This window comes from Paenibacillus sp. LT-B23, from assembly GCF_059417685.1.
The window spans coordinates 26102-50924 of record NZ_JBSQBM010000025.1; the positions used below are offsets into that span (position 1 = coordinate 26102).

A 24823-nucleotide genomic window follows, 5' to 3' on the forward strand; every position below is an offset into this window, starting at 1 on the left:
GGCTTATACCCCCTCCCACTTGCGAACAGCAAGACAGACGTTGTGCCCCCCGAAACCAAAGGAATTGCTAATCGCCGCACGGACCTCGCGTTCCTGATATACATGCGGGACAAAATTTAGTTCAGGGGCTTCAGGGTTGTCGCAATTGAGTGTCGGTGGTACTTTGCTGTGGATCATGCTCTGTACAGTTGCAATTAATTCGACTGCTCCTGCGCCGCCCATTAAATGGCCTGTCATGGATTTAATAGACGATATCGCCAAATGGGCGGCATGCTCCCCGAATACCTTCTGAATGGCATTGATCTCCATACGGTCGTTAAACGGCGTACTTGTACCATGGGCATTGACATAGTCGATTTCCTGCGGTGTCAAGCCACCATCCTGCAGTGCGATGCTGATCGCTTCTGCCGGACCGGAGCCCGAGGGATCTGGAGCCGTGATATGATACGCATCGGTTGTGCATCCGTAACCCGCAACCTCGGCCAAAATGGTGGCCCCGCGGTTCAAGGCATGCTCCAGCTCCTCCAGCACCAAGACCCCTGCTCCTCCACCGATGACAAATCCATCGCGGTCCACATCAAACGGGCGACTGGCCTTCTGCGGCTCTTCATTGCGTCTGGAAAGAGCATGAATATTCGCAAAAGATGCCAAATCAAGCTGACTAAAATTGGCTTCTGCTCCTCCAGCCACCACGACATCAGCCGTGCCGTACTGGATCGTACGTAATGCTTCACCAATGGCATTACTTCCAGTAGCACAAGCCGTAACCACAGCAAACGAAGGCCCCTTGGCTCCGATAGCAATGGATATTTCACCAGGCGCTGAATTAATCATCATCGAGGAAACAAAATAAGGAGAAACCCTTTTGGGGCCAAGCTCTGTTAATTTCCTGTAGTTCTCCTCTATGACGTCGAGGCCGCCTGCTCCAGAGCCGACAATAACCCCCACGCGGCCTGCATTCCGCTCGTCAATCACTAATTTCGATTGCTCGACTGCCTGACGGGCAGCCGCCAAGGCAAATTGGGTGAACTGTGCTACTTTATTAGCTTCCTTCTTGCTCATATATTGCAACGGATCAAAGCCCGTAACCTGTGCGCCAATCTTCGTCGCAATGTCCGCTGTATCAAAAACAGTGACAGGTCCGATACCGCTCTTTCCTTCCAACAGTGAATTCCAGAAATCTGTAAGATTAAGCCCAACCGGCGTCACGACTCCCTGTCCTGTCACCACAACACGTCTTCTCACTGTACCCACGTCCTTCGCTGAAATTAATTCTTGGAAGCCTGTTGCTCGTAGAGAGGAAAGTCGCCATACACATGACTGATTTTCTCATGCACATCCGCAAGATCAGCATATACCTCGACGACCACAAGCTTGTTCTCCTGATACTTTTGCCAAGCAAGCTGAAGTTGTTCCCGGGCCTCCCCCTTGCTCCGGATCGCAAGACTTTCCACAAACTCATACTGTGGAATTTGAATTCCTGTCTTGGCCGCCTCTGAAACAAATGGGAGGGACTGCCCTGAAAGGTGCTTATAATTCATCTGATTTTGCAACCAACCATACCCGCCATTATTGAGTACGAGATAGATTAACGGTATTTGATACTGTACCGCCGTCATAAAATCCGAAAAGAAGAGATTGAACGCACCGTCACCTACAAGTGCTACTACCGGACGTTCTGTTGCTACACTTGCTCCCAGAGCAGCGGCCGCACCGAATCCAAGACTCGTTTGATCACTGGGAACAATCGAAAGAGAGCCTTGGGTGAAGCGAAAATATGGATAAAAGTAGGACCACATATCCTGCAACCCATTCTCTTGAAGAAGCACCAGATTTTCTGGAAATTCCGTCTGAATCATCTCCAGCAGCTCTGGAACGTGGATTCCAGTGGCCTTTTTCAGCTCCTCCAGATAAATGGCTCTGTTAGAAAATGCCTTCTGTTTACAACTTCTGATCGTTTCAAGCCACACTCCATCAGGCTTCTGCCCTAGCCGATCATGCCATTGCTCCACTGCTGCATATCCATCTCCAAGCACTTTGACGCCCCTGTATTCGTGTGCAAAATCCTCCAGCTCGACATTGACTTGAATTAAAGGTGTATCCTCTAGCAAAATATCCCACTCAAACGTAGCCGTTTCTTCCAATCGGCTGCCCAGTGTGATCACCACATCAGATTCCTTCCAGATTTGTCTCAGACTGAGATCTGTATAGAGCCCTGCAACACCACAGAAGAGTTCGTGGTCTTCATCAACTACGCTCCGTCCCGAGGCGGTTGCGAACAAGGCCGCCCCATGTTGGCTAGCGAACACCTCAATTACATCATTTGCAACTGATTTCATTCCGCCTCCGACCAGAATGATAGGCCTGCGAGCAGTCTTGATAATCTCCCATGCCGCATTCAGCTCCCGAAGAGACGGAGAGCACGAAAGCTTTTCCGGTGGGGTAAACTGAAGCCCTGTCAGTACAGGCTGGTCCATCAGGTTTTCGGGTAGTTCAATATAGACCGGGCCTGGAGCACCATTGATCGCCAAAAAGGCTGCCCGCTCCAGCGCCCATACAAGTCGATCCACATGCTCGACACGGTAAGCCCATTTTACGAGCGGCTTCACGAGTGAGATTTGATCTGCCTCCTGAAAGGATCGGGTACCCAGCTTGTCCCCTCCGGTGCCGAGCGCCAAAAGTAAAAGCGGGGCACCAAGGTTCTTCGCTTCCAGCAGCCCCGTGAGTGTATTACTGAGCGCAGGGCCTTTACCTACAACACATACAGACATCTGGTTGGTTGTGAGTGCATAGCCTGCTGCCATGAACACAGCATTACGCTGATCTTTGCACAGAATAAAATCCATACCCGACGAAGGGAGTGACGATACGATTTTGAGATCATCACTTGGTAATCCAAAGAGATGCCGAACCCCAGCCGATGTTAAGTAGCCAATGATGGCATCCCAGGGAAATAAGCTCGCAGTCATACCAAACTCCTCTTTTCCGACAAATATTCTGCGACAATTTCTGAAATCAAAATTGGCTTCGAAACGAGCTTAAAATCGTAAAAAATATAGTTCGACATCGTGCCATAGCCACCAAAGGGCTTATTGCCCTGATCCACATCCTCAAGCGTCTCATTAATGGTCAGCGTATGCTTCTTTCGCAGGACATCCGTCAGGTGATCAGACCCGTATAAGCTGCAGCCCATCGCACGTTCACTGAAATAGCTGGAGGAAATACGCTTGATTAGCTGCTCGTCGTCTCGGTAGCTAACCACGTTGAAGACTGGTGAAAAATACTCAATAATCTCCAAATCCTGATCTAGCTCGCTATATACAATCGTCGGCTCCATCTTTTTCGTACGGAAATCAATGCCACCGCCGTAAATAATAAACTTATCGTTCGTATTAAAATATTCCGAAACCGAATACAGCGTGTCTTTATAGAAAATAGGAGAATAGCTCGCGTTCGGATCATTGTTGGCTCCAAACACCAGTTGGTCAAGCCGCTCAATTAGCAAGTTTTTAAAATTCTCCGTCACATCTTGATGCACCAGAATGATGTCGGGTCCCAGGCAGTCCTGTCCAGAATTGAACAATCTCATTCGAATCACATCGGTAACCGCCAGCTCCAGATCGGCATCAGGTCCAATGATGAAAGGATTTATCCCTTGTCCATAGAAGATGTAGAGTTGCTCTTTTCGGATTTGTTTTTTGATCTTCTCCGCATTGGTATAGCTACCCGTGAACACCACAATATCAGCTGGCATAACTGAATTCTCCAAGAACACCTTCTGGCTAACTTTACGAATACAGATAGGTAATCCATGTACAGCCTGGAGCTTTTCATGCAGCATGTTGACGTACTCGTTTACGTGAGAAGAAGGACGAAAGTCTATATTCTCAACGTAAAGGGATGGAATCAAGAGGTATAATGCATAGGAGTACAAAACGACGTTGGAAGGCATAAATACAGCCATAGATCGTTGCAGGCTTGGCTGATAGGTCTGCACTTCTTGTAAAGCACCTTGAAGTGTGAGGATCGTGGAATCAATTTCTGCATTGGCGGCCCGATAAGATGAAAATTGGGTGAGAATATCCATCACTTCCTGCCGATGCTCAATCAAATAATTAAGGCACTTCAGAATTGCTTCATGCCTTTCCAAAAAAAGCGTGTTTTTTGCCAGTTCCGGATTCATACTCATGGTGCAATCTCCCTTTCCTATATGCAGTTTTTGGTAAATATCTTGTTACACTTTACGAGAAGCAACTTTCTCCAGGGCAATGCGCTCCATCTCCAGCCGATCTACTTTTCCATTGCGATTTAAAGGAAAATGGGCGAGCGGAAGCAGAAGATCGGGAAACATGTATGAAGGTAGTACCCGATTCATCTCTTTGCGGAGTACAGACAAGGCCTGCGAGGATTCGCTTTCGATGAATGCAACAAGCAATGTTCCTTTAGCCTCGTCCTCCAAGGTGATCACGCAGGATCGGTAACCTATCGAACCAATCCGATCCTCGATATAGACCGGAGAGACCATATAGCCCATCCGGTTGACCGTCTTACCGCTGCGGCCAATGACATACAGCATTTCCTCGTCCAGATAGCCCAGATCCCCTGTCTTGAACCAGCCGTCCTGTAGAACGGATTGCGTCAGGTCTGGACGATTCAGGTAACCTTCCATACATCCGGCACTGCGTATCCGCACTTCGCCTACGATACCGTCGGCCTGTTGATTCCCAGCAGCATCTAGTATTTTCAGGTCCACACCAGGTAACGGTTTGCCACAACCTTTCGGATACTCCAGCGTCCCCAGCGTAACGTTGCCCAGTTCAGAAAGTCCGTAACCATTCAGCAGGGGCTGTCCAAATATGTTGTTAAATTTCTCTTCGAGGTCTTGGGTAAGTGGGGAGCCGCCTACGCACCACATGCGTACCGGGGATTCCTTGACCATTTCCAGTTGTTCGGGTTTTCGGCTTAACATACGCAACAAGGTGTAAAAAACAGAGGGGTTAGCGTCTACGACCGTCGCCCGGTCTTTCGTAATACTTGTAATGACGCTCCAGAGGTTTTTAGGATTGCAGATAATTAGAGAACATGAGGTTAACCACCAGGAGAAGATAAGTGAAATACCATAGAAGTGAGAAAACGGTACAACAGGGAGCATATGGTCAGACGGCAGGTAGTTCATGGCATGTATAGAATGCCTGATATTGTCCATGAAGGCTGATCCAGCTTTCACGATTCCCTTGGGTTTTCCCGTCGTACCTGAAGAATACAGAATGAGGGCATCCGATCTCTCGCACCACTTGTTAAAGTCAATGCCATGGATCTCCGGCTCTCCAACCCAATGTGGGTGTACTGCTTCTTCTTGGATTAGATCTTGAATCAGAATAACAGAAGCATGAGAAAGTCCTGGATCGCAATCGGTCAGGATACAGCAGGCACCCGCTTCGTCATAAATTTGAGCTATTTCATCAAGCACGGTCTGCTCGTCCACTACAGTCACCGAAACAGCAATGTTGCACAGGGAGAACAGAGACACAACAAAATAATAAGAATTGGCCGCTTTCAGAATCACTCTGCCTTCTTCAGGAATTCCTCGGAGAGCCAACATACGGGAGAAGATCGTAACATCCCGCTCCAGACGCTCCCTTGTCATAATCCCTTCAGGTGAGATAATACGGCAATCCGTATGCGTAACAAGCACAGCGTTCCCTCCTTACATCCCCGTAATATGGTATCCTGCATCAACATGGATAACTTCTCCCGTAATGCCTCTCGATAAATGGGAAAATAGGAATAACGCCGTATCTCCGACTTCAGACGTATCGACCGTCTTGCGTAGGGGCGTAGTTTCTTCAATATGCTTTAGCATCGTGCTAAAATCCTTAATCCCATAGGCGGCCAAAGTCCGTATGGGACCAGCCGAAATCGCATTTACACGAATGCCGTAAGTACCCAGATCGTTCGACAGATAGCGCATGCTGGCTTCCAGTGAAGCCTTCGCCACACCCATAACGTTGTAATTCTTGATCGCTCGTTCTGCGCCAATATACGTCATGGTGACGATACTTCCACCCTCCGTCATTAGCGGGTAAATTCGTTGGGAAACAGCAGCCAAAGAATAGGCACTGATTTCTTGAGCAATGGCGAATCCCTCGCGAGAAGTGTCGACGAACAGGCCGTCCAAATCCTCAGCCTTAGCATAGGCAACGCTGTGAAAATAACCATGCAGGACGCCTACTTTCTCCTTTAGAAAATCCGCCAGCGCATCCAATTCTTCATTGCTTTGTACATTACAGGGACAGACAATGGACCCCGGAATCGTTTCAACGAGCTTTAGCACCCGATCTGCGACCCTCTCATTTTCGTAAGTAAAAATGAGCCTTGCTCCTTCAGCAGCTAAAGATTGGGCTGTCCCCCAGGCAATACTCCTGTTATTAGCCACGCCCATAATCAAAATGTTCTTACCACTCAGCAGTGCTGCCACAGAAACCACCTTTCTCATTTACATTTTTCAACAAAAAAACAACTTATTTTCGTATGTCTACATATATAGACATATGTAATCTTTTCTGGAATATTATCATGTTAGTTGCCAAAGTTAAACAATCAACGTTTTACGCAGATTCAAGAATTCATCTAAAATTCATAAATATTGACAAGACATAAAATCATCTTATTACTCTCCTTCTTAAAAAGGTCAGGAGAGCACATGATGCATGCTGTCTGTCAGCTCACGAAAACATAATCTGTGCTGCTTCTGTTGGTCTGTGTTCAAATCGGAAGGCATCCATACAAGTGAAAAGGTAGAGAGGCAAAAATGAGGTGACTGTTAAAGCGAGAGTAGTATAAAAATATCATTTTTTGTTAATTATCCCCACAATAGCGACGGACTCAGCAAACTACCGGAAGTGACAACTTCATTTTCACCATCAATGTCCCTTCCGATTTGAACATCCTGATTGATCGGTCTTATTTCATCCGAGTGTGCTGAGAGCTACGCCTTATTTTTCTTTGGAGCCAAAGTATAGCTAAAGGAAACAATAAAATCGATTACCAGAACAATTGCCCATGTACTCATAATGCCTTCCAAGGAAACCGTACGCTGTGGATCATCTACATACACAATGATGGCGAGCAGCAGCGCGTTGCCGATGACCCAACCCAACAGGTGAAGCAACCACCCCGTCCGTTCCTCTTTTGCATGAGCAGCGCCATATTTGCGTTCGGGCTTCGGTCCCTTGCCAAACCAATGAGAGAACCGAACATCTGCCCATTTAATTAACCTATGACCAAATGCCACCGTAATGCCAAGATAGCAAGCCGCCAGGCCAGTAGCGGTCGTAATCTCCATGCCGCTGCTCACCGTGATAAACACCGCAATCAGTAACAGGATATCAATAATAGGAGTACACAGTAAAAGAAGACCACCTAATTTCTTTAAGCCAAACATATATCTTGCGATCAACCCTGCAACAACAAAAACCCAGAATAAAACTTCAGCACTAATAATAAATAAATACATAATAGATAATTCCTTTCAAATTGAAATTGGTATTCCCCTCAGCTATCCCCCTTTCACGCCCACTATCATACAATATTATACATAATATTCCTAGTATATTGTCTATAATTACATAAAAGGAAACAAATAGCCTTTTTTCTACAAAAAAATAGTCTCTGTCAAGTCCATTGTGCCTCATTTACTCAAATTGGATATTTTTCATAATATGCAGCACATTAGACGATGATGATGTAAAATGAAAAAAGATGCACCCGTGTCAATCAGCACGGGTGCATCTTCTTATACTATTGAGCTATCCAATTACGATATGCCCTTCGGGACGACGGTACAACGTCTTGGTCGAACGTGGACGAAGAGCATAAGCAATCGTAAGAGGACCAATTCGACCAATAAACATGGTCACACAAATGATCAGCTTGCCTGCGTCAGACAGCCCTGGCGTCACTCCTACAGACAACCCTACCGTTCCGATTGCGGAAGCCGCCTCAAACGCAAGGGAAAGGAAGGGTGCATCCTCTGTCATTAAGAGCAGCATAACTACAATCGAATATATAAATAGCGCAAGTATAATAATGGTCAGCGCTCGCATCATGATGTCGTTGGGAACCCTATGGCGGAAGAACACAATTTCCTTCTGTCCTCGCATGACGGCCAACAATGCACCCATCATCAGCAGGAAAGTGGTTGTTTTAATTCCACCCCCGGTGGAGCCCGGTGAAGCTCCGATAATCATCAACAGCATGATAAAGAATTGACTGGCCTGCCTCAAGCCGCTGATATCTACTGTGCTTGTTCCTGAGGATCGTGTAGATACGGATTGAAAGACAGAAGCGTACATTTTGCCCTCCCAATTCAGTGAACCCAGGGTACGAGCATTGGTAAACTCAAAAATAAATATGACCAGCGCCCCAAGTACAATAAGCGCACCCGACACACTTAACACCATTTTGGAGTGAAGACTCAGTCTCCGAGTACGGCGAAAATCGAACAGATCACTGAGTACAAGAAAACCTAATCCCCCTGAAATGACAAGCACAGATGCAATCATATTGAACACGAAATCTCCGGCATACCGTTGGAAGCTGCTTCCGAACAGGTCAAATCCCCCGTTATTAAAAAGAGAGACCGCATGGAATATTCCGTAGTATATCGCTTGTCCGACGGGCATCTCCCTCATCCACCGCAAAGCCATGACTACGGCAGCTATCGCTTCAATGGTAAAAGAGAAAATCAGCACCTTGCGAATAATGCGCACAATTCCTTCCATGCTGTCGGCATTAATCGCTTCCTTTAGCAGCAGCCGATCCTTCAACGATAGCCGTCGCCCCAGCAGCAATGCAAACAAGGTCGCCAGGGTCATAAAACCCAGACCGCCCAGTTGCATCAGCACCATGATGACCGTTTCTCCAAACATCGTATAAGTTGAATTAACGTCTACTACGACTAATCCGGTGACACAAGCAGCGGACACGGACGTAAACAGTGAATCAATCCAATGCGGAACATGTCCACTATGATTGGAAATAGGAAGCATTAGCAGCAAAGTGCCCAATGCAATAATCAGCAAGTATCCGATAACCAATATAAAAGGAGGCGACGCAAACCGGGCAAGCTTGACGCTGCGTTTCATTAGAAGTCTTCTCTCCATCCGTTCTTATGAAAAAGAGGAACAAGACACGGGAAGCCCGGCTGATCCTCTATATTCATAATGTTATGTTATTCTACCGTACGGTTACGCATATGCGGGAAAAGCAGCACATCGCGAATGGAAGGAGCATCCGTCAGCAACATGACCAAGCGGTCGATGCCGATGCCCAGTCCGCCTGTTGGCGGCATACCGTATTCCAAGGCACGGATAAAATCATCATCCATTTCATGAGCCTCGTCATTGCCATGCTCACGTTCCAGCAATTGTGCTTCAAAACGCTGGCGTTGGTCAATCGGATCATTCAGCTCGGTGAATGCGTTGGCATGCTCACGAGCTACAACAAACAACTCGAAGCGATCCGTAAAGCGTGGATCTTGTTCGTTTCTCTTCGCCAGTGGCGAGATTTCAACTGGATGCCCCGTAATAAAGGTCGGTTGAATAAGTGTTTCCTCTACGAATTGTTCGAAGAAGGCGTTCAGGATATGTCCAAAGGTCATATGCGGCTCTACCGGCACTTTATGCTCTTTCGCAAGGCGATGAGCTTCTTCATTGCTCAATTGCGCGCCAAAATCCACGCCTGTTACTTCTTTAACAGCATCGACCATAGATACCCTGCGCCATTGCGGCGTCAGGTCCACTTCCTGGCCCTGATAATGAATGCGCTGTGTACCAAGCACTTCTTGTGCAATGTGAGCCACCATGTTTTCCGTCAATTGCATGATATCCTGGTAGTCAGCATACGCTTCATACAGCTCAATCATCGTGAACTCAGGGTTATGGCGAGTGGAAATACCTTCATTACGGTAAACGCGACCAATCTCATATACTTTCTCCAATCCGCCGACAATCAGTCGTTTCAGATGAAGTTCAATGGCTATACGCATATATAACTGCATGTCCAGTGCATTATGATGTGTAATAAACGGCTTGGCCGCCGCCCCACCTGCGATGGAATGCAGTGTTGGCGTTTCAACCTCCAAATAACCGAGCGAGTCCAGATAACGGCGCATGGATTGAATAATACGGGAACGTGTAATGAACGTTTTTTGTACTTCCGGATTCATAACCAGATCGACATAGCGCTGACGGTAGCGCAGCTCAACATCCTTCAGACCATGATATTTCTCCGGCAACGGGTACAACGATTTGGACAATACCTCAAGGTCCAGCACCTTAATGGTGGTCTCGCCTGTTTTGGTCTTGAACAGTACGCCTTTAATCCCCACAATGTCGCCCAAATCCAAAATACCGAATGCTTTGTATTTGGCTTCCGGCACGGTATCTTGACGAACATAGATTTGAATACGTCCACTGAGATCCTGCACATGGGCAAAGCTGGCTTTCCCCATAACCCGTTTGGCCATAATACGGCCTGCAATGCTAATTTCAATATTCTTTTCTTCCAGTTCTTCCTTAGTCAGACTGTCATACTTGCTTAGCAGTACACCCGCCTCAGCTGTGCGTATGTATTTACGACCAAAAGGGTCAATGCCCAACGAGCGAAGCTCGTCCAATTTGGCGCGGCGAATTTGCAGCAGTTCGCTTAGTTCCTCACGATTTTCTTGAGGTTCCTGGTTAGTAGTTTCATCCGACATGGTGCTAAATCAGCTCCTTCAATATGAATAGACGGGCCGGGGTCCGTCCGGGTGTGAGAAAAAAAGCTTCCCCAAGGAAGCTTTTACATTCAATTCCAAAGTCCGTGTCTTATTTTTTGATATCCACGATTTTATATTGTATAACGCCTGCTGGAACGGTAACATCCACAACAGTTCCTTTTTTCTTACCAAGCATTGCCTTGCCAAGCGGACTTTCATTGGAGATTTTATTCTGGAGCGGGTCCGATTCAGCTGAACCTACGATCGCATACTCTGTAACATCTCCGAATTCCATATCCTCAACGGTCACGGTTGCGCCTACTCCCACAACATCGGTTTCAATTTCATCACTATTGATAATGCGGGCATTGCGTAGCATTTTTTCCAGTGTAATGACACGACCTTCAATGAAAGCCTGCTCATTCTTCGCATCCTCATACTCGGAGTTTTCACTGATATCCCCGTATCCGATAGCTACCTTAATCCGTTCCGCCACTTCACGGCGTTTGACAGACTTTAAGTTCTCAAGCTCATCTTCGAGCTTTCTAAGACCTTCCTGTGTCAGAATGACTTCTTTATCGCTCATCTTAACCGATTCTCCTGTCATGGGAAAAGTTTAAAAGTGCATCGGAATGCACGCTTTCAAAACATAATATGCCACTCTGAGGGAATGAGAACATTTCCTGCTGTTGTCTTGAGAGCTGCATACAATTTGTAGCATACATCAAGATTTTATACTGAACGATTATAGGGCAAGTAATTGGAAAAGTCAATCACATACAAAGGCAGAAACAGCTTCCTTATTGCGCAATGGCGGCAGGAGAAATAGCCCCTGTGGAATGTTCATCATTTTCTACCGTGTGTAGTCCGGATACAAAGCCATCCAAAATACGTACCATATCATCACGTTTTGTTTCTTCCATAACAACGTCCTTAATGCGTGCAGAGCCTCTAAGTCCTTTAAGGTACCAGGCCAGATGCTTACGCATTTCGCGGACAGCCACAGCTTCACCCTTCAATGCCACCAGACGGTCCATATGCAGAATGGCAATGCGGATTTTTTCTTCCGGTGAAGGATCAGGCAAAAGCTCACCTGTCTGCAAATACTCAATCGTACGGTACAGCATCCAAGGATTACCCAGAGCGCCGCGTCCGATCATAACACCGTCACAGTTGGTCAAATCCAGCATCCGGCGGGCATCTTCCGGTGATGCCACGTCCCCGTTTCCGATTACAGGAATGGAAACTGCTTCTTTAACTTCTTTTATAATATCCCAGTTCGCATGTCCCGTATACAATTGCTCCCGTGTACGGCCATGTACGCTGACAGCCTGACCTCCGGCACGTTCTACGGCACGGGCGTTCTCTACGGCATAAATATGCTCGCTGTCCCATCCAATACGCATTTTCACGGTAACAGGTTTGCTAACGGATTCCACGACTGCGGATACCATTTCATAAATTTTATTCGGATCAAGCAACCAGCGGGCACCCGCATCACATTTGGTTACCTTGGGAACCGGGCAGCCCATATTGATGTCAATAATATCTGCGTTCGTCTCCTGATCCACGACCTTAGCCGCTTCCACCAAGGATTCACGGTCTCCCCCGAAAATTTGCAGACTGAGCGGCTTCTCGCGCTCATCTACGAACAGCATCTCACGTGTGCGCTTGTTACCGTGAATGATTGCCTTGTCACTAACCATTTCTGCACATACCAAGCCTGTGCCAAATTCCTTGGCAATTAGACGGAAAGCAGGATTACACACGCCCGCCATCGGAGCCAGCACGACCTGGTTTTTCATTTCAATACCGCCGATTTTCAACATATCTGTTCACTCCTTTATTCCTTCTTTTATATCGTACACTTATCGTCATTCCGTCAGTTCCCGGACTTCAATTTCTAGCGTTTGGGCAATAATGTCCAACATGTCAGGCTCTATTGTTCGGTTGCCCCGTTCCACAGCACCCAGTATGGCCAACGATATGCCAGTTCGCTCAGCCAACTCCTGCTGCGTAAATCCTTTTAGCTTCCGAAAGGCGCGAAGCCGTTGTGCCAACTGCATGTTTTCCAAAACTGTATGCCGTCCTTTCCATCCAATGATTTCAATGCGGTATGCACGATACTGTACAGTCCGGATGGATCTTGGTTCGGAACGATATCAGCCAATGGGACAAGCACAAAAGCACGCTCCAGCATGCGGGGATGAGGAAGCTCCAAATCCGGTGTAGCGAGCTCCACCGCTTCCATCCATAACAAATCCAAATCAATGGTGCGCGGACCGTTAGGAATATGTCTTACTCGACCCAGACGGCTCTCTACTTCTAACATGAAGGTCAGAAGCTCCTCTGGAGCAAGTATTGTGGATATGGCTGCTGTCATATTCAAAAAAGAAGGCTGATCCAGATACCCAACAGGCTCTGTTTCGTACAGGCTGGAGCAACGCAGCACCCGTATACCCGGATGTTCGTCCAGCGCCGTGATGGCTTCATACAGAGTATGCTCACGATCCCCCAAATTAGCCCCTAAAGCAATATAAGCCTCTGATGCCTCAGAGGTCGAATGTGCGTTCATGTACCGTTCCTACTTTCTTGCGCGATAAAGCTCAACCGTCACGCCCTCAAAATGAATATCGAACGGCGGATGCGGCTTCGTGACTTTGACAGTCAGTGCATTGACACTAGTATAAGTGTCCAGTAAGGAAGATGCAATACGTTCGCCCAAAGCTTCAATCAATTGGTAAGATTCCTTTTCTACAATATCTTTAACGGTGTAATGCACCTCAGCGTAATTAACCGTTTTGTCCAATGCGTCTTGCTCGCCCGCCTCACGCAGATCAAGCTCCAGTTCCAAATCAATGTAGAAACGCTGTCCCAGCTTACGCTCCTCGGGGAAAACGCCATGATAGCCGTAATACTCCATACGATGCAAAACCATTTTATCCATCAGTGATAGACTCCTCTTTTTTATTTAAATTTTTTCTATATAAGCCGAACTAAGATGTACACGAGGTGCCACTACGCGGTCGGATTCTATTCTTTAGTTCATCTTGCATAGTAAATTCCTCTAAAAATACGGGGACTTTATGCTGGTAGTAGCGTAATGAAGGATTTGAATCCGAAGAAGCGTAGCGCTCGCCTGAAAGCTTTTCAAAGAAAAGCTACATCGTAAGCATATACCTAACGGGATTCTTACAGCCAAATGTTTTACCAATTCAAAGAATCCCGTTGCAACAGCGATCGCAGGATCAAATCATTCATGCAGCGTCTTCTAACCATCATAACTCCGTGCATTTTTAGACCCATACACCATCGCATCACACATCCGCACCGTGCGTTTGATTTGCGCAACATCATGTACACGCACAATCTGACAGCCTTGGGCAATGCCAAAGGCGACAGTAGTCGCTGTGCCCTCAACCACATCATCCACAGGCAAATCCAGCGCTGTACGGATAAATCTTTTGCGTGACGTCGCTAATAACAGCGGATAACCCAACTGACTTAGCGTATCCAGAGAAGTCATAGCATGAATATTTTCGTTGTAATCTTTGGCAAACCCGATGCCGGGATCTAAAATGATCTGTTCCGCACGTACACCCGCATCCAGCGCCAATCGGATACTTTCTTTTAAATCATCAATCATATCAGGTATTAAATCGCTATAGTTACGGTCATGACGATTATGCATTAAAATGACTGGACAATCGAATTGTGAAGCTACATGTGCCATGTCAGGATCTGCCTTAAATCCCCACACATCATTGATGATATGCGCACCCGCTTCAAGGGCCTGTCGGGCTACTTCAGCTTTGTAAGTATCCACGGACAATGGAATGTGAGGAGCAATACGGTGAATAGCCTGTACTACCGGAATGACACGGGCCAGCTCTTCTTCCACACCTACCGGATCATGCCCCGGCCGGGTAGACTCCCCGCCAATATCAATAATATCGGCTCCATCCTCCACCAGCTTCAAGGCATGTAAAACAGCAATTTCCAGACTATTGTGCAATCCGCCATCGGAAAATGAATCCGGGGTCACGTTCAGTATACCCATCACCTGAGTGGCATTTCCGAGCGTAAGCTCGGCATCGCCCATCTGATAGCTTCGTCGGTAAATGGTCGGTATATTCAATTTATCCCTGCTTTCTCTCTGTAATCATGTAACAGCAGAGCGGTTATGGAACCGGTCTGTGTCCAGGCATCGGATAACCGGTGCGTCGTTCCATCCGGCTCCAGCAACAGGTTCACAGGCCGGATTTCCTGTATGGAATTCGTCATAAATATTTCATCAGCCAGTCGCAGCTCGTCCCAACCGTATAGACCCTGCTCACAGTGGATACCTCTCGCTTGCGCCAGCTCTAGAATGAGTCCACGTGTAATCCCTGACAGGATACCTGTGGACAGGTCTGGGGTGTACAGCGTACCGTTTCGGACAAAAAACAGGTTGCTGACCATTCCTTCTGCCAGGAAACCGTCTGCCGTAAGCATCATACCTTCAGCCTTATGCTGGACGGCAGTGACGTACTGCTGAAGCTCTCGCTTGGCGAGAATGTTATTCATATAATGGAGCGACTTTAAACGAATCTCGCCCTCGGGCGTGTTTCTCGGAGTTCGCAACAACTGAAGCGCCGATACGGCAGTCGTTCCCATAGCTTCTATATGCGTAGCGGGTAGCGGCTTGGCGAACAAAATATGGTTAGGGCGCGTATAGTCACCAGACGGCAAGCCGAGTATCTCTTCGCCCGCTGACACGGTGTAGCGGATATATGCTTCGTTCAGACCATTCGCGGCCATCAGACTGTGGATATGCGCGGTAAGCTGGTTCTTGTCCGGTTGAAAAGGAATGCCCAGCATCTGGCAGCCCTCTGCCAGTCTGTGCAAATGACGATCGAGCAGGAACGGAACTCCCTTGTAGGTACGGAAGGTCTCAAACAGGCCCATTCCGTACAAAAAGCCGTGATCACTTACGTGAATCACGGCATCTGCGGCTTCCGTGAGGGCGCCATTGATTCCGATGTATTTCATGAATCAGACGCCTACCTTGCGTTTCAGGAAATTGCGTAGCAGTTGATGCCCGTAGTCCGTAATGATGGACTCGGGATGGAACTGAACTCCTTCCACGGCAAACTCTTTATGCCGCAAGCCCATAATTTCACCTTCCGCAGTTTCAGCAGTAATTTCCAGGCATTCAGGCAGACTCTCGCGTTCCACCAGCAAAGAATGATACCGGGTCGCTGTAAACGGGGAAGGCAAGCCTTCAAATACCGATGTATTATGGTGGAGAATCGGTGATGTTTTGCCGTGCATGAGTCGTTCAGCCCGGATGACATGACCGCCAAACGCCTGTCCGATGGCCTGGTGACCGAGACAAACGCCGAAGATCGGAATCCGTCCTTTAAAGTGGCTAATCACGTCCAGCGATATTCCCGCCTCATTCGGCGTGCATGGACCCGGTGAAATCAGAATATGCTCCGGCGCCAACTCTTCTATGCCTTTCAGATCAATCTCATCGTTCCGTCTTACGGTTACTTCCTCGCCTAGCTCACCCAAATACTGAACAAGATTGTACGTAAACGAATCATAGTTATCAATCACCAAAATCATACGACTCACCCTCCTGTGATACCGCTTTTGCTCAAAGCGGCTTCTTCTTCACCACATTGTACTGCCTTCATGACGGCTCTTGCCTTATTTCGGCACTCGCGATATTCCCTGTACGGGTCTGAGTCAATGACAATGCCTGCACCTGCCTGTAAATAGGCCGTGCTGCCTCTGACAGCTAGTGTTCTTATTATAATATTTAATTCCATATTGCCGTTATAGTCAATCCATCCCATGGACCCTGTATAAGGACCACGCCGAACAGGCTCTAATTCTTCAATAATTTCCATAGTACGCACCTTGGGCGCTCCGGTAATGGTTCCCCCCGGAAAGGTAGCAGCAATCACATCTAAAGCGGTACGACCCGCGGCCAGCTTACCCTCTACTTGAGAAACGAGATGCATCACGTGCGAATAGTACTCGACAGTCAGCAACTCTGGCACATGAACCGTTCCGTATTCAGCAATCCGGCCGATATCATTACGTTCCAGATCGACGAGCATAATATGCTCGGCGCGCTCTTTTTCGCTCGATAGCAGCTCGGCAGCCATGGCAGTATCCTCTTCCGGTGTGAGTCCTCGCCTTCTCGTACCTGCAATGGGACGTGCGCTGACGCGTCCATCCTCCAGCTTTACCAGTAATTCCGGCGAACCGCTGACGATTCGTAAATCCGGCATCCGCAGCAGGCCCATGTAAGGGGAAGGGTTCAGCAGGCGAAGCCACTCATAGATATCCTCAGGTTGGGCTGCCAGCGTACGTTGCTGACGAATCGACAGGTTCACCTGAAACACGTCACCTTGTGCAATGTATTCCTGCACGCGCTTTACAGCGTGTTCAAAATCCTTTTGGTTGAAAGCTGCTTTCCAGCCTTCTGCTTCATGATGAGCAAAGAACAGCTCTTCTTCGGCAAGCCTTGCGCAACGGCGAATATAAGCAGGATCAGATGCTCCGGCTTGTATGATGTTTTCCCACTGGGTCAGCATACGCTCTGCACGCTGGACAGCTTCTGCGTAATATTCGGAAAGTATGGCTTTCTGCTGATCCAAAGCGACATCATCGACACTGGCGGTGTTACTACTGACGGTATCCAAGTGAACAGGTGCGGGCGTATGAATAGCGCAATAAATACGACCTTCCTCATGATCATAGATCCATAGCTCGTTCACTTGCATCCATACATAGTCCGGTATGCCTGTATCGTCTGCTGCCTGTATTGGTAGGCGCTCCAGTGAGCGAGCTACATCGTAGCCGAAATAACCAGCAAAGCCTCCAGTGAAAAAGGGAATACCCGGTACGCGCGGCGCACGGTAGGAAGCGATCCAGTCGTTCATAACTGTCAGGGGCTGACCTTGTATGAGATCACGCTTGCCGCTTTTTAGATTGGTCCAGACTGCCTGTTCCCCTTTACCTTCCAATAAAGCAACCGGATTTAAGGCCAGATAGGTGTATCTCCCGCCTTTAGCGCTCTCCAGTAAAAAGGCATAAGGTGACGAATCCTCCCATGCCCTCTGCCATGATAACGGTAAACCGTCAGCAGGTAATTGATACTCAGCAATATATGGGAGTATACTCCATCCTTCCTTTTGCCAGACCTGCCACTGTTCCTCCGTTACTCTAGCTGTCGATTTCATGCGTGTGCTTCCCCTTCCCTTACTTTGCGCAAAGTTCTGTATGCTAATTTTTAAAAAGAATCCCCCACCCCCCTGACAACAGGGAAATGAGGGACTCCTTACATATAGTATACACAATTACGACGTAATTACAGTTCGAAATTATACAGTGGCGTACTCAGGTAACGTTCACCATTACTTGGAATGATGACAACAATACGCTTGCCTTTGCCCAATTCTTTAGCCAGTTTCAAAGCTGCATGAACAGCCGCACCGGAGGAAATACCTGACAAGATGCCTTCTGCCTTGGCTACTGTACGCGCAACTTCGAAAGCTTCATCGTTTTCTACATGAATAATTTCATCATAGATGTCCCGGTTCAAAATTTCAGGAATGAAGTTGGCACCAATTCCTTGAATTTTGTGGGGCCCTGGCTTACCACCAGCCAAGATTGGAGAAGCAGCCGGTTCTACAGCAACGATTTTGATTTCAGGGAATTCTTTCTTAAGCACTTCCCCTGCACCAGAAATAGTACCGCCTGTACCAATCCCTGCTACAAAACCGTCCAAGCTGCCGCCGATGGAGCGAATGGCTTCCACGATCTCAGGACCTGTCGTTTCACGGTGAATTTTGGTATTGGCTTTGTTCTTGAACTGCTCGGCAGCAAAATACTCCGGATTCTCACTCAGCAGCTCTTCCATTTTCTTAACAGATCCGTTCATGCCTTCCGATCCGGGTGTCAGCACAAGTTCTGCTCCGTAAGCACGCAACAAGTTGCGACGCTCCAAACTCATTGTTTCTGGCATAACGATTACTGCCTTGTAGCCCTTCGCGGCTGCAACCATGGCCAAGCCGATTCCTGTATTACCGCTGGTAGCTTCAATAATCGTACCGCCTGGTTTGAGCAGTCCTTCACGTTCGGCCTCTTCCACCATACTAATCGCGATGCGGTCTTTTACACTGGACCCCGGGTTCTGGTATTCCAGTTTCAAATAAATTTCTGCGCTATCTTCGGGTACGATCCGGTTAAGACGGACGAGAGGGGTCTCCCCGATAAGTTCGGTAACGTTATTGACGACTTTAGCCATGATAAGTTCCTCCCTGACATTGAATGTTATATTAATTTTTTGCAGAATCACATTGTTAATATCCTGATTTTAATTTCCGATAAAAAAGGTGGGTTTTCCATGATAATCATAACAATCTTCAAATCCATTGTCAATACGAGCCATAAAAAACACGATGCCTCCAGCTCTGATTTCCAGCATCGCGCTTCCTTCAAATCAAGGATCGCTCACTCTGTTTATAGAGAAATGGATGGCATATCTTTTCCGGGCAAAATCCGTACCCCGTATTTATCACGCAGGCTTTTCTCTACCTCTTCCAGAGGAGCAGCTTGAGCGAGTGCAAGCGAGCGACGAATTTGCTGTCGAATCTGTTGTTCGTTCGTGGGAGCTTCCAGGCGGATATCCTGTACAAAAATGACGGCATAACCCTCGTTAACCGCGATGGGACCAGCAACATCACCGGAACTTAGCTCTCTCGCTGCCTTCATAATCTCTTGCGGCTGAAAAGGATCATACTCATCCACCCATCCCAGCTGTCCGCTTTTGTCTTTGCCGAAAAGATAACTGGAATGTTCTTGAAGCAGTGTATCAAAGCTTTCTCCCTGCTTGACCCGTTCCAGCAGCATCTCAGCTTCCTCCGCTTGGGTCGCGTATATAGCTGCCAGCTTGATCTGCTTGCCGACTGCAAATTCCTCCGGGTGCTGCTTCCAGTACTGGTCAATATCAGCTTCCTGAACCTGAATACCCTGTGTGGCTATTTTCTCCAACCCAATCCGGTATTCCGCCTCACTCCGCAAATCATCCGGATTTAAGCCAAACTGTTGCTGCATTTCCTCAAAATAGGCGCGATCCGAAGCATACCCTTTGCTATCTTGCTCCAAAACCTGCTGCAAATCCTCTTGGGTAACCTTGATACCGAGACGCCCAGCCTCCGCCTCCACAACTTTGCGGTTTAGCATTTGTAACAGTGTAGTGGCTCCATAGCGTTTTTTCAGCTCCGCAATCCACTGCTCCTCCGATATGCCTTCCTGACCCATCTCCGCCACAGCATGATCGCCGTCGCCCTTGGTTACATCACCCGGCTTTAACAGCCCGCGAAGCATGATAAGACCACCCAAGGCGGCGACACTGACGGTCAGGATAATGACAGCCGTCCATAATCCTTTCTCCCGTGTAGTCATCGCTCGCACCGCCCATCCGGTTAGGCTTTGACTTGATCTAACAGATTTTGCAATTCGTCTTTATTAAACTGATAAGCCTCATTACAGAAATGGCACACGACCTCGGCCTGTCCCTCTTCCTCAATCAGCTGCTCCAATTCGCTTTCTCCCAAGCTGATCAATGTTTTTTCCACACGCTCTCGCGAGCATTCACATTGAAAATGAATATCCATTTCGTCGAGAACCCGAACGTCCGGCAGCATCCAGCGCAGCATTTCATCAAGCTCCAAACCCTGATCCAACAGAGCTGTAACTGGCGGAATGGAGCCGACTGCATTTTCGATGGCCGTAATCTCATCATCATCCAAGCCCGGAAGCAATTGAATAATAAATCCGCCTGCCACGATAACCGAGTTATCGGTATCCACCAGCACGCCTAAACCCACTGCTGAAGGTGTCTGCTCCGATTTAGCAAAATAATAGGTGAAGTCCTCACCCAGCTCGCCGGAAATAATCGGGGTACTGCCCCGATAGGGTTCTTTTAACCCCAAATCCTTGATGATATGAATAAAACCCTCTGTTCCGACAGCACCTGCTACATCCAGTTTGCCCATACTATTACTCGGCAAATGTACATGCGGCTCGGACACATAGCCCCGCACCTCACCTACAGCGTTGGCATCAACGACGATTTGTCCGATTGGACCGTCACCTTTAACTTGAACAGTCAGTCGTTCTTTACCTTTTAACATAGAACCCATAATGGCACCCGCTGTAAGCGTTCGTCCCAAAGCAGCGGTGGCGGTAGGATACGTATCATGTCTTCTCCGCAGTTCCTCCACCAGTTCTGTTGTCCGAACCGCAAAGGCTCTGACCCTTCCATCCATAGCTGTACCACGAATAAGTCGATCCTGTTTCTTTTCCATATTGAGTTCCTCCCCTATTCTCAGAGCAGCTATATGCTGTTATTTTCGTTAGTAAGTGTTCCCGCATAACTACAAAGCATGATTTTCTGCTATATAAATAACCTGTATCTACAGATCACGCGAATCGTTCAAAAACGTAACATATTTCAGTATAGACGAAAAACGCCGCCAATCCAAACCGGTTTCATCTCCGGCTGGCCTCGGCGGCAGCTTATATCTATTTTTTATTCAGCGTTACGTTGGTAAATGATACGCAATCCTTCCAGCGTCAACATCGGCAACACTTTCTGAATGCTCCGTGTCTCCGAGGCAATTAACTCGGCAAGACCTCCGGTAGCAATAACCGTAGGCTCTGCCTGCATTTCCTCCTTGATGCGCTCCACAATACCGTCCACTTGCCCTGCATAACCGAAAATGATCCCCGCTTGCATAGCATGAACCGTATTGCGGCCGATGACCTTCTTGGGTTTTTCCAGTTCAATGCGAGGCAGCTTGGAAGCTCGTTGATACAGCGCCTCCGTCGATATCCCGATACCCGGCACAATGACTCCACCCAGGTAGTTTCCCTTGTCATCAATACAATCAAACGTCGTCGCTGTTCCAAAATCCACCACAACCAGAGGACCGCCATACCGCTCGACAGCAGCAACCGCGTTCACGATCCGGTCAGCCCCTACTTCCCGCGGATTTTCATAACGTAGATTAAGACCGGTCTTGATTCCCGGTCCGACGATGAGGGGTGTTCTGCCTATGTATTTGTCGCACATTTCCTCCAACACATGAACCAGCGGTGGAACGACTGAGGAGATAATGACCCCTTTAATATCATCCTTCAATACACCGCCCATACTAAAAAGATTATGTATGAGCACGCCATATTCATCTGCGGTAGCCTGTCTGGAGGTGCTGATCCGGTAATGATGCAGCAGCTCTCGCCCCTGATACATCCCCAGCACAATATTGGTATTGCCCACATCCACTACAAGAATCAATCGGTGTCACCTATCTTTCTTTGCGTTAAGGTCAAGGCTGATATCCAGATTATGAAAAGAGTACGTCAGCCTGCCTACAGAAATCACATCTACGCCGCTCTCAGCCATCGCACGCACCGTATCCAGCGATACATTGCCTGAGGCTTCCGTTTTGACATGTGGAGCTTGTTCCCGAATGAAACGAACTGCTTCCTTCAGGTCCTGAACGGACATGTTATCCAGCATAATAATATCCGCTCCGGCATTCAGCGCTTCCTGAACTTGTTCCATATTTTCCGTCTCTACTTCAATCGTCATCGTGTGCGGAATATGGGTACGAGCCCGGGTCACGGCCTGTATAATCCCACCCGCACCCTTGATATGATTATCCTTAATCATAACGGCATCGTACAAGCCAAACCGATGATTGGAACCGCCACCCACACGAACAGCGTATTTTTCAAGCAACCGATGCCCTGGTGTTGTTTTCCGTGTGTCCACCAAGCGTGTCGTGAGTCCATGAAGCTGATCAACAAAGGATTTGGTTCGCGTCGCAATGCCCGACATCCGCTGAATCAAGTTTAGAGCCAAACGTTCTCCCGTCAGAATCGCATGGGTACTCCCTGTCACTTCTGCCAAAACAGTTCCCTGCTCAATCCACTGCCCATCAGTCACCAGTGGAGTGAATGACAGCGAGGGGTCTACGACCCGAAATACGAGTTCTGCCACGGGCAAGCCCGCAACAACGCCAGACTCCTTGGCATGGATTACCGCCTTGGATTGGTGATTCGGCTCGATGGTCCAGCGCGTGGTCACATCACCCGATCCTGTATCTTCTCGCAGCCAGCTGCGAATTTGTGCTGTCAGTTCTTCCTGATACCCGCTGAATTCTCCGTAGTGCTCGCTGTTAGATGTCATGAATGTACTCCTCCGTTATCCCTTGCTCACGTCGCTGCTGGACATGCTTGCGCCATACGCCATCGTCTGCTACAGGGAAATCCTCACGGTAATGTGCTCCCCTGCTTTCCTCACGCAGCAACGCCCCATCCGTGACCAGCAAACCACAGGTGAGCAAATTGGCAAACTCAATCTCTTCCCGGCTGGTCAGGGCAGCGCTGAAAACGGATAACTGCCCCCGTAGCTGGTCCAGTGCTGCTTGTAACCCCTCCCCATTCCGACGGACTCCGGCATAATGAACCATTGTTTCTTGCAGCTTGAGCTGCTGCTCTATGATAGACGAAGCCAGAGAGTCCACGCGGTTGTCATCGTAGGATATCAGCGTATGACCGGCCAGCGGCGGTAAAGAATGTAACCGCTCGACAATCCTGCTGCCGAATACGACCGCCTCAGATAACGAATTACTCGCCAAACGATTGGCCCCGTGTACACCGGTGGAAGACACCTCCCCACATGCGAACAGGCGTGCAAGGGTGGTTTCTCCATGCAAATTAGTCTGGACGCCGCCCATCATATAATGCGCAGCGGGAGCTATGGGAATCCAGTCCGCCGTTATATCCAAACCATGGGAAAGGCATGTCCGATAAATGGTTGGAAACCGTTGCTTGATCCGTTCAGAAGGCTCATGTGTAATATCCAGATATACAAACGCAGCCTGCGTACGTTCCATCTCATGAACGATGGCGCGAGCTACAATATCCCTTGGTGCAAGTTCCTGCCGGGAATCATACTGCTCCATGAAACGCTCTCCATGAATATTGCGCAGCACTGCCCCCTCGCCCCGCACGGCTTCGGAAATCAGAAATCTTGGAGCACCCGGATGGCACAGCGCTGTCGGATGAAACTGTATAAATTCCATATCCCGCACAGCTGCCCCGGCGCGATATGCCATAGCAACCCCGTCCCCGGTCGCGATATCCGGATTGGTCGTATATCGAAATAATTGTCCACCGCCCCCGGAGCATAAAATCGTTGCATTCGCAGTGACATATAATCGTTCGCCATTCGGCTTTTGAACGAGAGCGCCGATGCACTCGCCATGCTCGGTCATCAGGTCAATCACCATATGCTCGTTCCACACCTCGATAGCGGGATGATCAGCGACCTTCTCTGACAATGCACGAACAATTTCATAGCCAGTGGCATCCCCATTTGCGTGCAAGATGCGCCGATGGCTATGTGCGCCTTCCTGTGTCAGCGCAAGCTCGCCATTCTCCCGGTCAAAGGCCGTCCCTAAACGTATTAATTCCTGTACACCGCCTGGCCCCTCATGAACAAGGGCCCTGACCGCTTCCAGTTCACACAGACCTGCACCTGCAATCAGAGTATCTTGAATATGATAAGCGGGTGCATCCTCAGCCGAAGTGACAGCGGCGATGCCGCCTTGCGCATACTTGGTGTTGCTTTCCAACAATGCCTTCTTGGTAATTAGCAACACCCGCCGATTCTCCGCAGCCTTAATGGCCGTGTATAAACCCGCAATGCCGGAGCCGATAATCATCACGTCGGCTTCAAATTTGGGCAATTCCGCTACGTCAAAATCAACCAGATATCTTGGAATCATGCCTTCACCTGTTTCACAGAGAATAGCGCACACCATAGGTTGTACAGTATGCGCTCACGGTATATGTTCAAAAAAATTGAAAGTCGATTACAGCGGCAGAAAGCTTTTATAGTCAAGCACACAAACAGCCGTTTATTTATCAATAAATGTACACAACGTTCCTCCGTCTGTCAAATCACCTCAGCTATATCTCCAGTATTTT

Annotated in this window: 23 protein-coding genes; all 23 read right to left on the bottom strand. The window is 48.2% G+C overall.

Translation table 11 applies throughout. The features are described 5' to 3' along the window. Positions 1–3: 3 nt before the first annotated feature. The 23 genes from fabF to nadB all read right to left on the bottom strand — a co-directional run bounded on the left by fabF (position 4) and on the right by nadB (position 24621). Positions 4–1245, bottom strand: coding sequence for a beta-ketoacyl-ACP synthase II (gene fabF, locus ACWXW9_RS24410; RefSeq protein WP_494931539.1), 1242 nt, complete (start codon positions 1243–1245; stop codon positions 4–6). A gap of 23 nt (positions 1246–1268) precedes the next feature. Further along, positions 1269–2969 (bottom strand): thiamine pyrophosphate-binding protein, encoded by a 1701-nt coding sequence (locus tag ACWXW9_RS24415; protein ID WP_494931540.1) that lies wholly within the window; start codon positions 2967–2969, stop codon positions 1269–1271. Next, the gene (locus ACWXW9_RS24420; protein ID WP_494931541.1) at positions 2966–4189 is read right to left on the bottom strand and encodes an aldehyde dehydrogenase family protein; all 1224 of its coding nucleotides are present in this window, start codon (positions 4187–4189) and stop codon (positions 2966–2968) included. Before ACWXW9_RS24420 ends, ACWXW9_RS24415 begins: the two co-directional genes overlap by 4 nt. Positions 4190–4234: 45 nt before the next feature. Next, positions 4235–5695 carry a class I adenylate-forming enzyme family protein gene (locus tag ACWXW9_RS24425; protein WP_494931542.1) on the bottom strand — a complete coding sequence of 487 codons (1461 nt, stop codon included), beginning with the start codon at positions 5693–5695 and terminating at the stop codon, positions 4235–4237. 12 nt (positions 5696–5707) lie between these two features. Beyond that, complete coding sequence (fabI, locus tag ACWXW9_RS24430; RefSeq protein ID WP_494931543.1) at positions 5708–6478, bottom strand: enoyl-ACP reductase FabI; 771 nt, start codon at positions 6476–6478, stop codon at positions 5708–5710. A 510-nt stretch (positions 6479–6988) separates the two neighbouring features. Further along, on the bottom strand, positions 6989–7516 hold the full coding sequence (locus ACWXW9_RS24435; RefSeq protein WP_494931544.1) for a hypothetical protein: 528 nt from the start codon (positions 7514–7516) through the stop codon (positions 6989–6991). 292 nt (positions 7517–7808) lie between these two features. Continuing rightward, positions 7809–9146 carry a TrkH family potassium uptake protein gene (locus ACWXW9_RS24440; RefSeq protein WP_494931545.1) on the bottom strand — a complete coding sequence of 446 codons (1338 nt, stop codon included), beginning with the start codon at positions 9144–9146 and terminating at the stop codon, positions 7809–7811. A gap of 86 nt (positions 9147–9232) precedes the next feature. Beyond that, the gene (gene lysS, locus ACWXW9_RS24445) at positions 9233–10759 is read right to left on the bottom strand and encodes a lysine--tRNA ligase (protein ID WP_192512571.1); all 1527 of its coding nucleotides are present in this window, start codon (positions 10757–10759) and stop codon (positions 9233–9235) included. A 109-nt stretch (positions 10760–10868) separates the two neighbouring features. Continuing rightward, positions 10869–11345 (bottom strand): transcription elongation factor GreA, encoded by a 477-nt coding sequence (gene greA, locus ACWXW9_RS24450; protein ID WP_137061121.1) that lies wholly within the window; start codon positions 11343–11345, stop codon positions 10869–10871. A 214-nt stretch (positions 11346–11559) separates the two neighbouring features. After that, the gene (gene dusB, locus ACWXW9_RS24455; RefSeq protein WP_494931546.1) at positions 11560–12588 is read right to left on the bottom strand and encodes a tRNA dihydrouridine synthase DusB; all 1029 of its coding nucleotides are present in this window, start codon (positions 12586–12588) and stop codon (positions 11560–11562) included. Between the two features lie 45 nt (positions 12589–12633). Further along, positions 12634–12834, bottom strand: coding sequence for a helix-turn-helix domain-containing protein (locus ACWXW9_RS24460; RefSeq protein ID WP_494931547.1), 201 nt, complete (start codon positions 12832–12834; stop codon positions 12634–12636). Continuing rightward, on the bottom strand, positions 12786–13334 hold the full coding sequence (gene folK / locus ACWXW9_RS24465; protein WP_494931548.1) for a 2-amino-4-hydroxy-6-hydroxymethyldihydropteridine diphosphokinase: 549 nt from the start codon (positions 13332–13334) through the stop codon (positions 12786–12788). The genes ACWXW9_RS24460 and folK overlap by 49 nt, the downstream gene beginning before the upstream one ends. 9 nt (positions 13335–13343) lie before the next feature. Further along, entirely contained in the window at positions 13344–13706 is a 363-nt protein-coding gene (gene folB, locus ACWXW9_RS24470) for a dihydroneopterin aldolase (protein ID WP_007428051.1), read from the bottom strand. 324 nt (positions 13707–14030) lie between these two features. Beyond that, complete coding sequence (folP, locus tag ACWXW9_RS24475; RefSeq protein WP_494931549.1) at positions 14031–14897, bottom strand: dihydropteroate synthase; 867 nt, start codon at positions 14895–14897, stop codon at positions 14031–14033. After that, positions 14894–15790, bottom strand: a complete 897-nt coding sequence (locus tag ACWXW9_RS24480) for an aminotransferase class IV (protein WP_494931550.1) — start codon at positions 15788–15790, stop codon at positions 14894–14896. Before ACWXW9_RS24480 ends, folP begins: the two co-directional genes overlap by 4 nt. Before the next feature lie 3 nt (positions 15791–15793). Next, positions 15794–16369 (bottom strand): aminodeoxychorismate/anthranilate synthase component II, encoded by a 576-nt coding sequence (pabA, locus tag ACWXW9_RS24485; RefSeq protein WP_025684752.1) that lies wholly within the window; start codon positions 16367–16369, stop codon positions 15794–15796. Between the two features lie 5 nt (positions 16370–16374). Further along, positions 16375–17997, bottom strand: a complete 1623-nt coding sequence (locus ACWXW9_RS24490) for an anthranilate synthase component I family protein (RefSeq protein WP_494931551.1) — start codon at positions 17995–17997, stop codon at positions 16375–16377. 128 nt (positions 17998–18125) lie between these two features. Further along, entirely contained in the window at positions 18126–19064 is a 939-nt protein-coding gene (cysK, locus tag ACWXW9_RS24495; RefSeq protein WP_494931552.1) for a cysteine synthase A, read from the bottom strand. A gap of 215 nt (positions 19065–19279) precedes the next feature. Next, the gene (locus ACWXW9_RS24500) at positions 19280–20224 is read right to left on the bottom strand and encodes a peptidyl-prolyl cis-trans isomerase (RefSeq protein ID WP_494931553.1); all 945 of its coding nucleotides are present in this window, start codon (positions 20222–20224) and stop codon (positions 19280–19282) included. Positions 20225–20244: 20 nt separating this feature from the next. Further along, entirely contained in the window at positions 20245–21129 is an 885-nt protein-coding gene (hslO, locus tag ACWXW9_RS24505; RefSeq protein ID WP_494931554.1) for an Hsp33 family molecular chaperone HslO, read from the bottom strand. A gap of 224 nt (positions 21130–21353) precedes the next feature. Next, on the bottom strand, positions 21354–22121 hold the full coding sequence (locus ACWXW9_RS24510) for a type III pantothenate kinase (protein WP_431085618.1): 768 nt from the start codon (positions 22119–22121) through the stop codon (positions 21354–21356). Positions 22122–22127: 6 nt separating this feature from the next. Then, positions 22128–23018, bottom strand: a complete 891-nt coding sequence (nadC, locus tag ACWXW9_RS24515) for a carboxylating nicotinate-nucleotide diphosphorylase (protein ID WP_494931555.1) — start codon at positions 23016–23018, stop codon at positions 22128–22130. Then, a complete protein-coding gene (nadB, locus tag ACWXW9_RS24520) occupies positions 23008–24621 on the bottom strand; it encodes an L-aspartate oxidase (protein WP_494931556.1) in 1614 nt (537 codons plus the stop codon). Before nadB ends, nadC begins: the two co-directional genes overlap by 11 nt. Positions 24622–24823: the final 202 nt, after the last annotated feature.

Coding starts and splice junctions, on each gene's coding strand:
- ACWXW9_RS24415 (WP_494931540.1), bottom strand. CDS start 2,969: ATGACTGCGAGCTTATTTCCCTGGGATGCCATCATTGGCTACTTAACA.
- ACWXW9_RS24480 (WP_494931550.1), bottom strand. CDS start 15,790: ATGAAATACATCGGAATCAATGGCGCCCTCACGGAAGCCGCAGATGCC.
- lysS (WP_192512571.1), bottom strand. CDS start 10,759: ATGTCGGATGAAACTACTAACCAGGAACCTCAAGAAAATCGTGAGGAA.
- ACWXW9_RS24440 (WP_494931545.1), bottom strand. CDS start 9,146: ATGAAACGCAGCGTCAAGCTTGCCCGGTTTGCGTCGCCTCCTTTTATA.
- ACWXW9_RS24490 (WP_494931551.1), bottom strand. CDS start 17,997: ATGAAATCGACAGCTAGAGTAACGGAGGAACAGTGGCAGGTCTGGCAA.
- folB (WP_007428051.1), bottom strand. CDS start 13,706: ATGGATAAAATGGTTTTGCATCGTATGGAGTATTACGGCTATCATGGC.
- nadB (WP_494931556.1), bottom strand. CDS start 24,621: ATGATTCCAAGATATCTGGTTGATTTTGACGTAGCGGAATTGCCCAAA.
- folK (WP_494931548.1), bottom strand. CDS start 13,334: ATGAACGCACATTCGACCTCTGAGGCATCAGAGGCTTATATTGCTTTA.
- ACWXW9_RS24420 (WP_494931541.1), bottom strand. CDS start 4,189: ATGAGTATGAATCCGGAACTGGCAAAAAACACGCTTTTTTTGGAAAGG.
- greA (WP_137061121.1), bottom strand. CDS start 11,345: ATGAGCGATAAAGAAGTCATTCTGACACAGGAAGGTCTTAGAAAGCTC.
- pabA (WP_025684752.1), bottom strand. CDS start 16,369: ATGATTTTGGTGATTGATAACTATGATTCGTTTACGTACAATCTTGTT.
- hslO (WP_494931554.1), bottom strand. CDS start 21,129: ATGGAAAAGAAACAGGATCGACTTATTCGTGGTACAGCTATGGATGGA.
- cysK (WP_494931552.1), bottom strand. CDS start 19,064: ATGGCTAAAGTCGTCAATAACGTTACCGAACTTATCGGGGAGACCCCT.
- ACWXW9_RS24435 (WP_494931544.1), bottom strand. CDS start 7,516: ATGTATTTATTTATTATTAGTGCTGAAGTTTTATTCTGGGTTTTTGTT.
- dusB (WP_494931546.1), bottom strand. CDS start 12,588: ATGTTGAAAATCGGCGGTATTGAAATGAAAAACCAGGTCGTGCTGGCT.
- ACWXW9_RS24500 (WP_494931553.1), bottom strand. CDS start 20,224: ATGACTACACGGGAGAAAGGATTATGGACGGCTGTCATTATCCTGACC.
- nadC (WP_494931555.1), bottom strand. CDS start 23,018: ATGACATCTAACAGCGAGCACTACGGAGAATTCAGCGGGTATCAGGAA.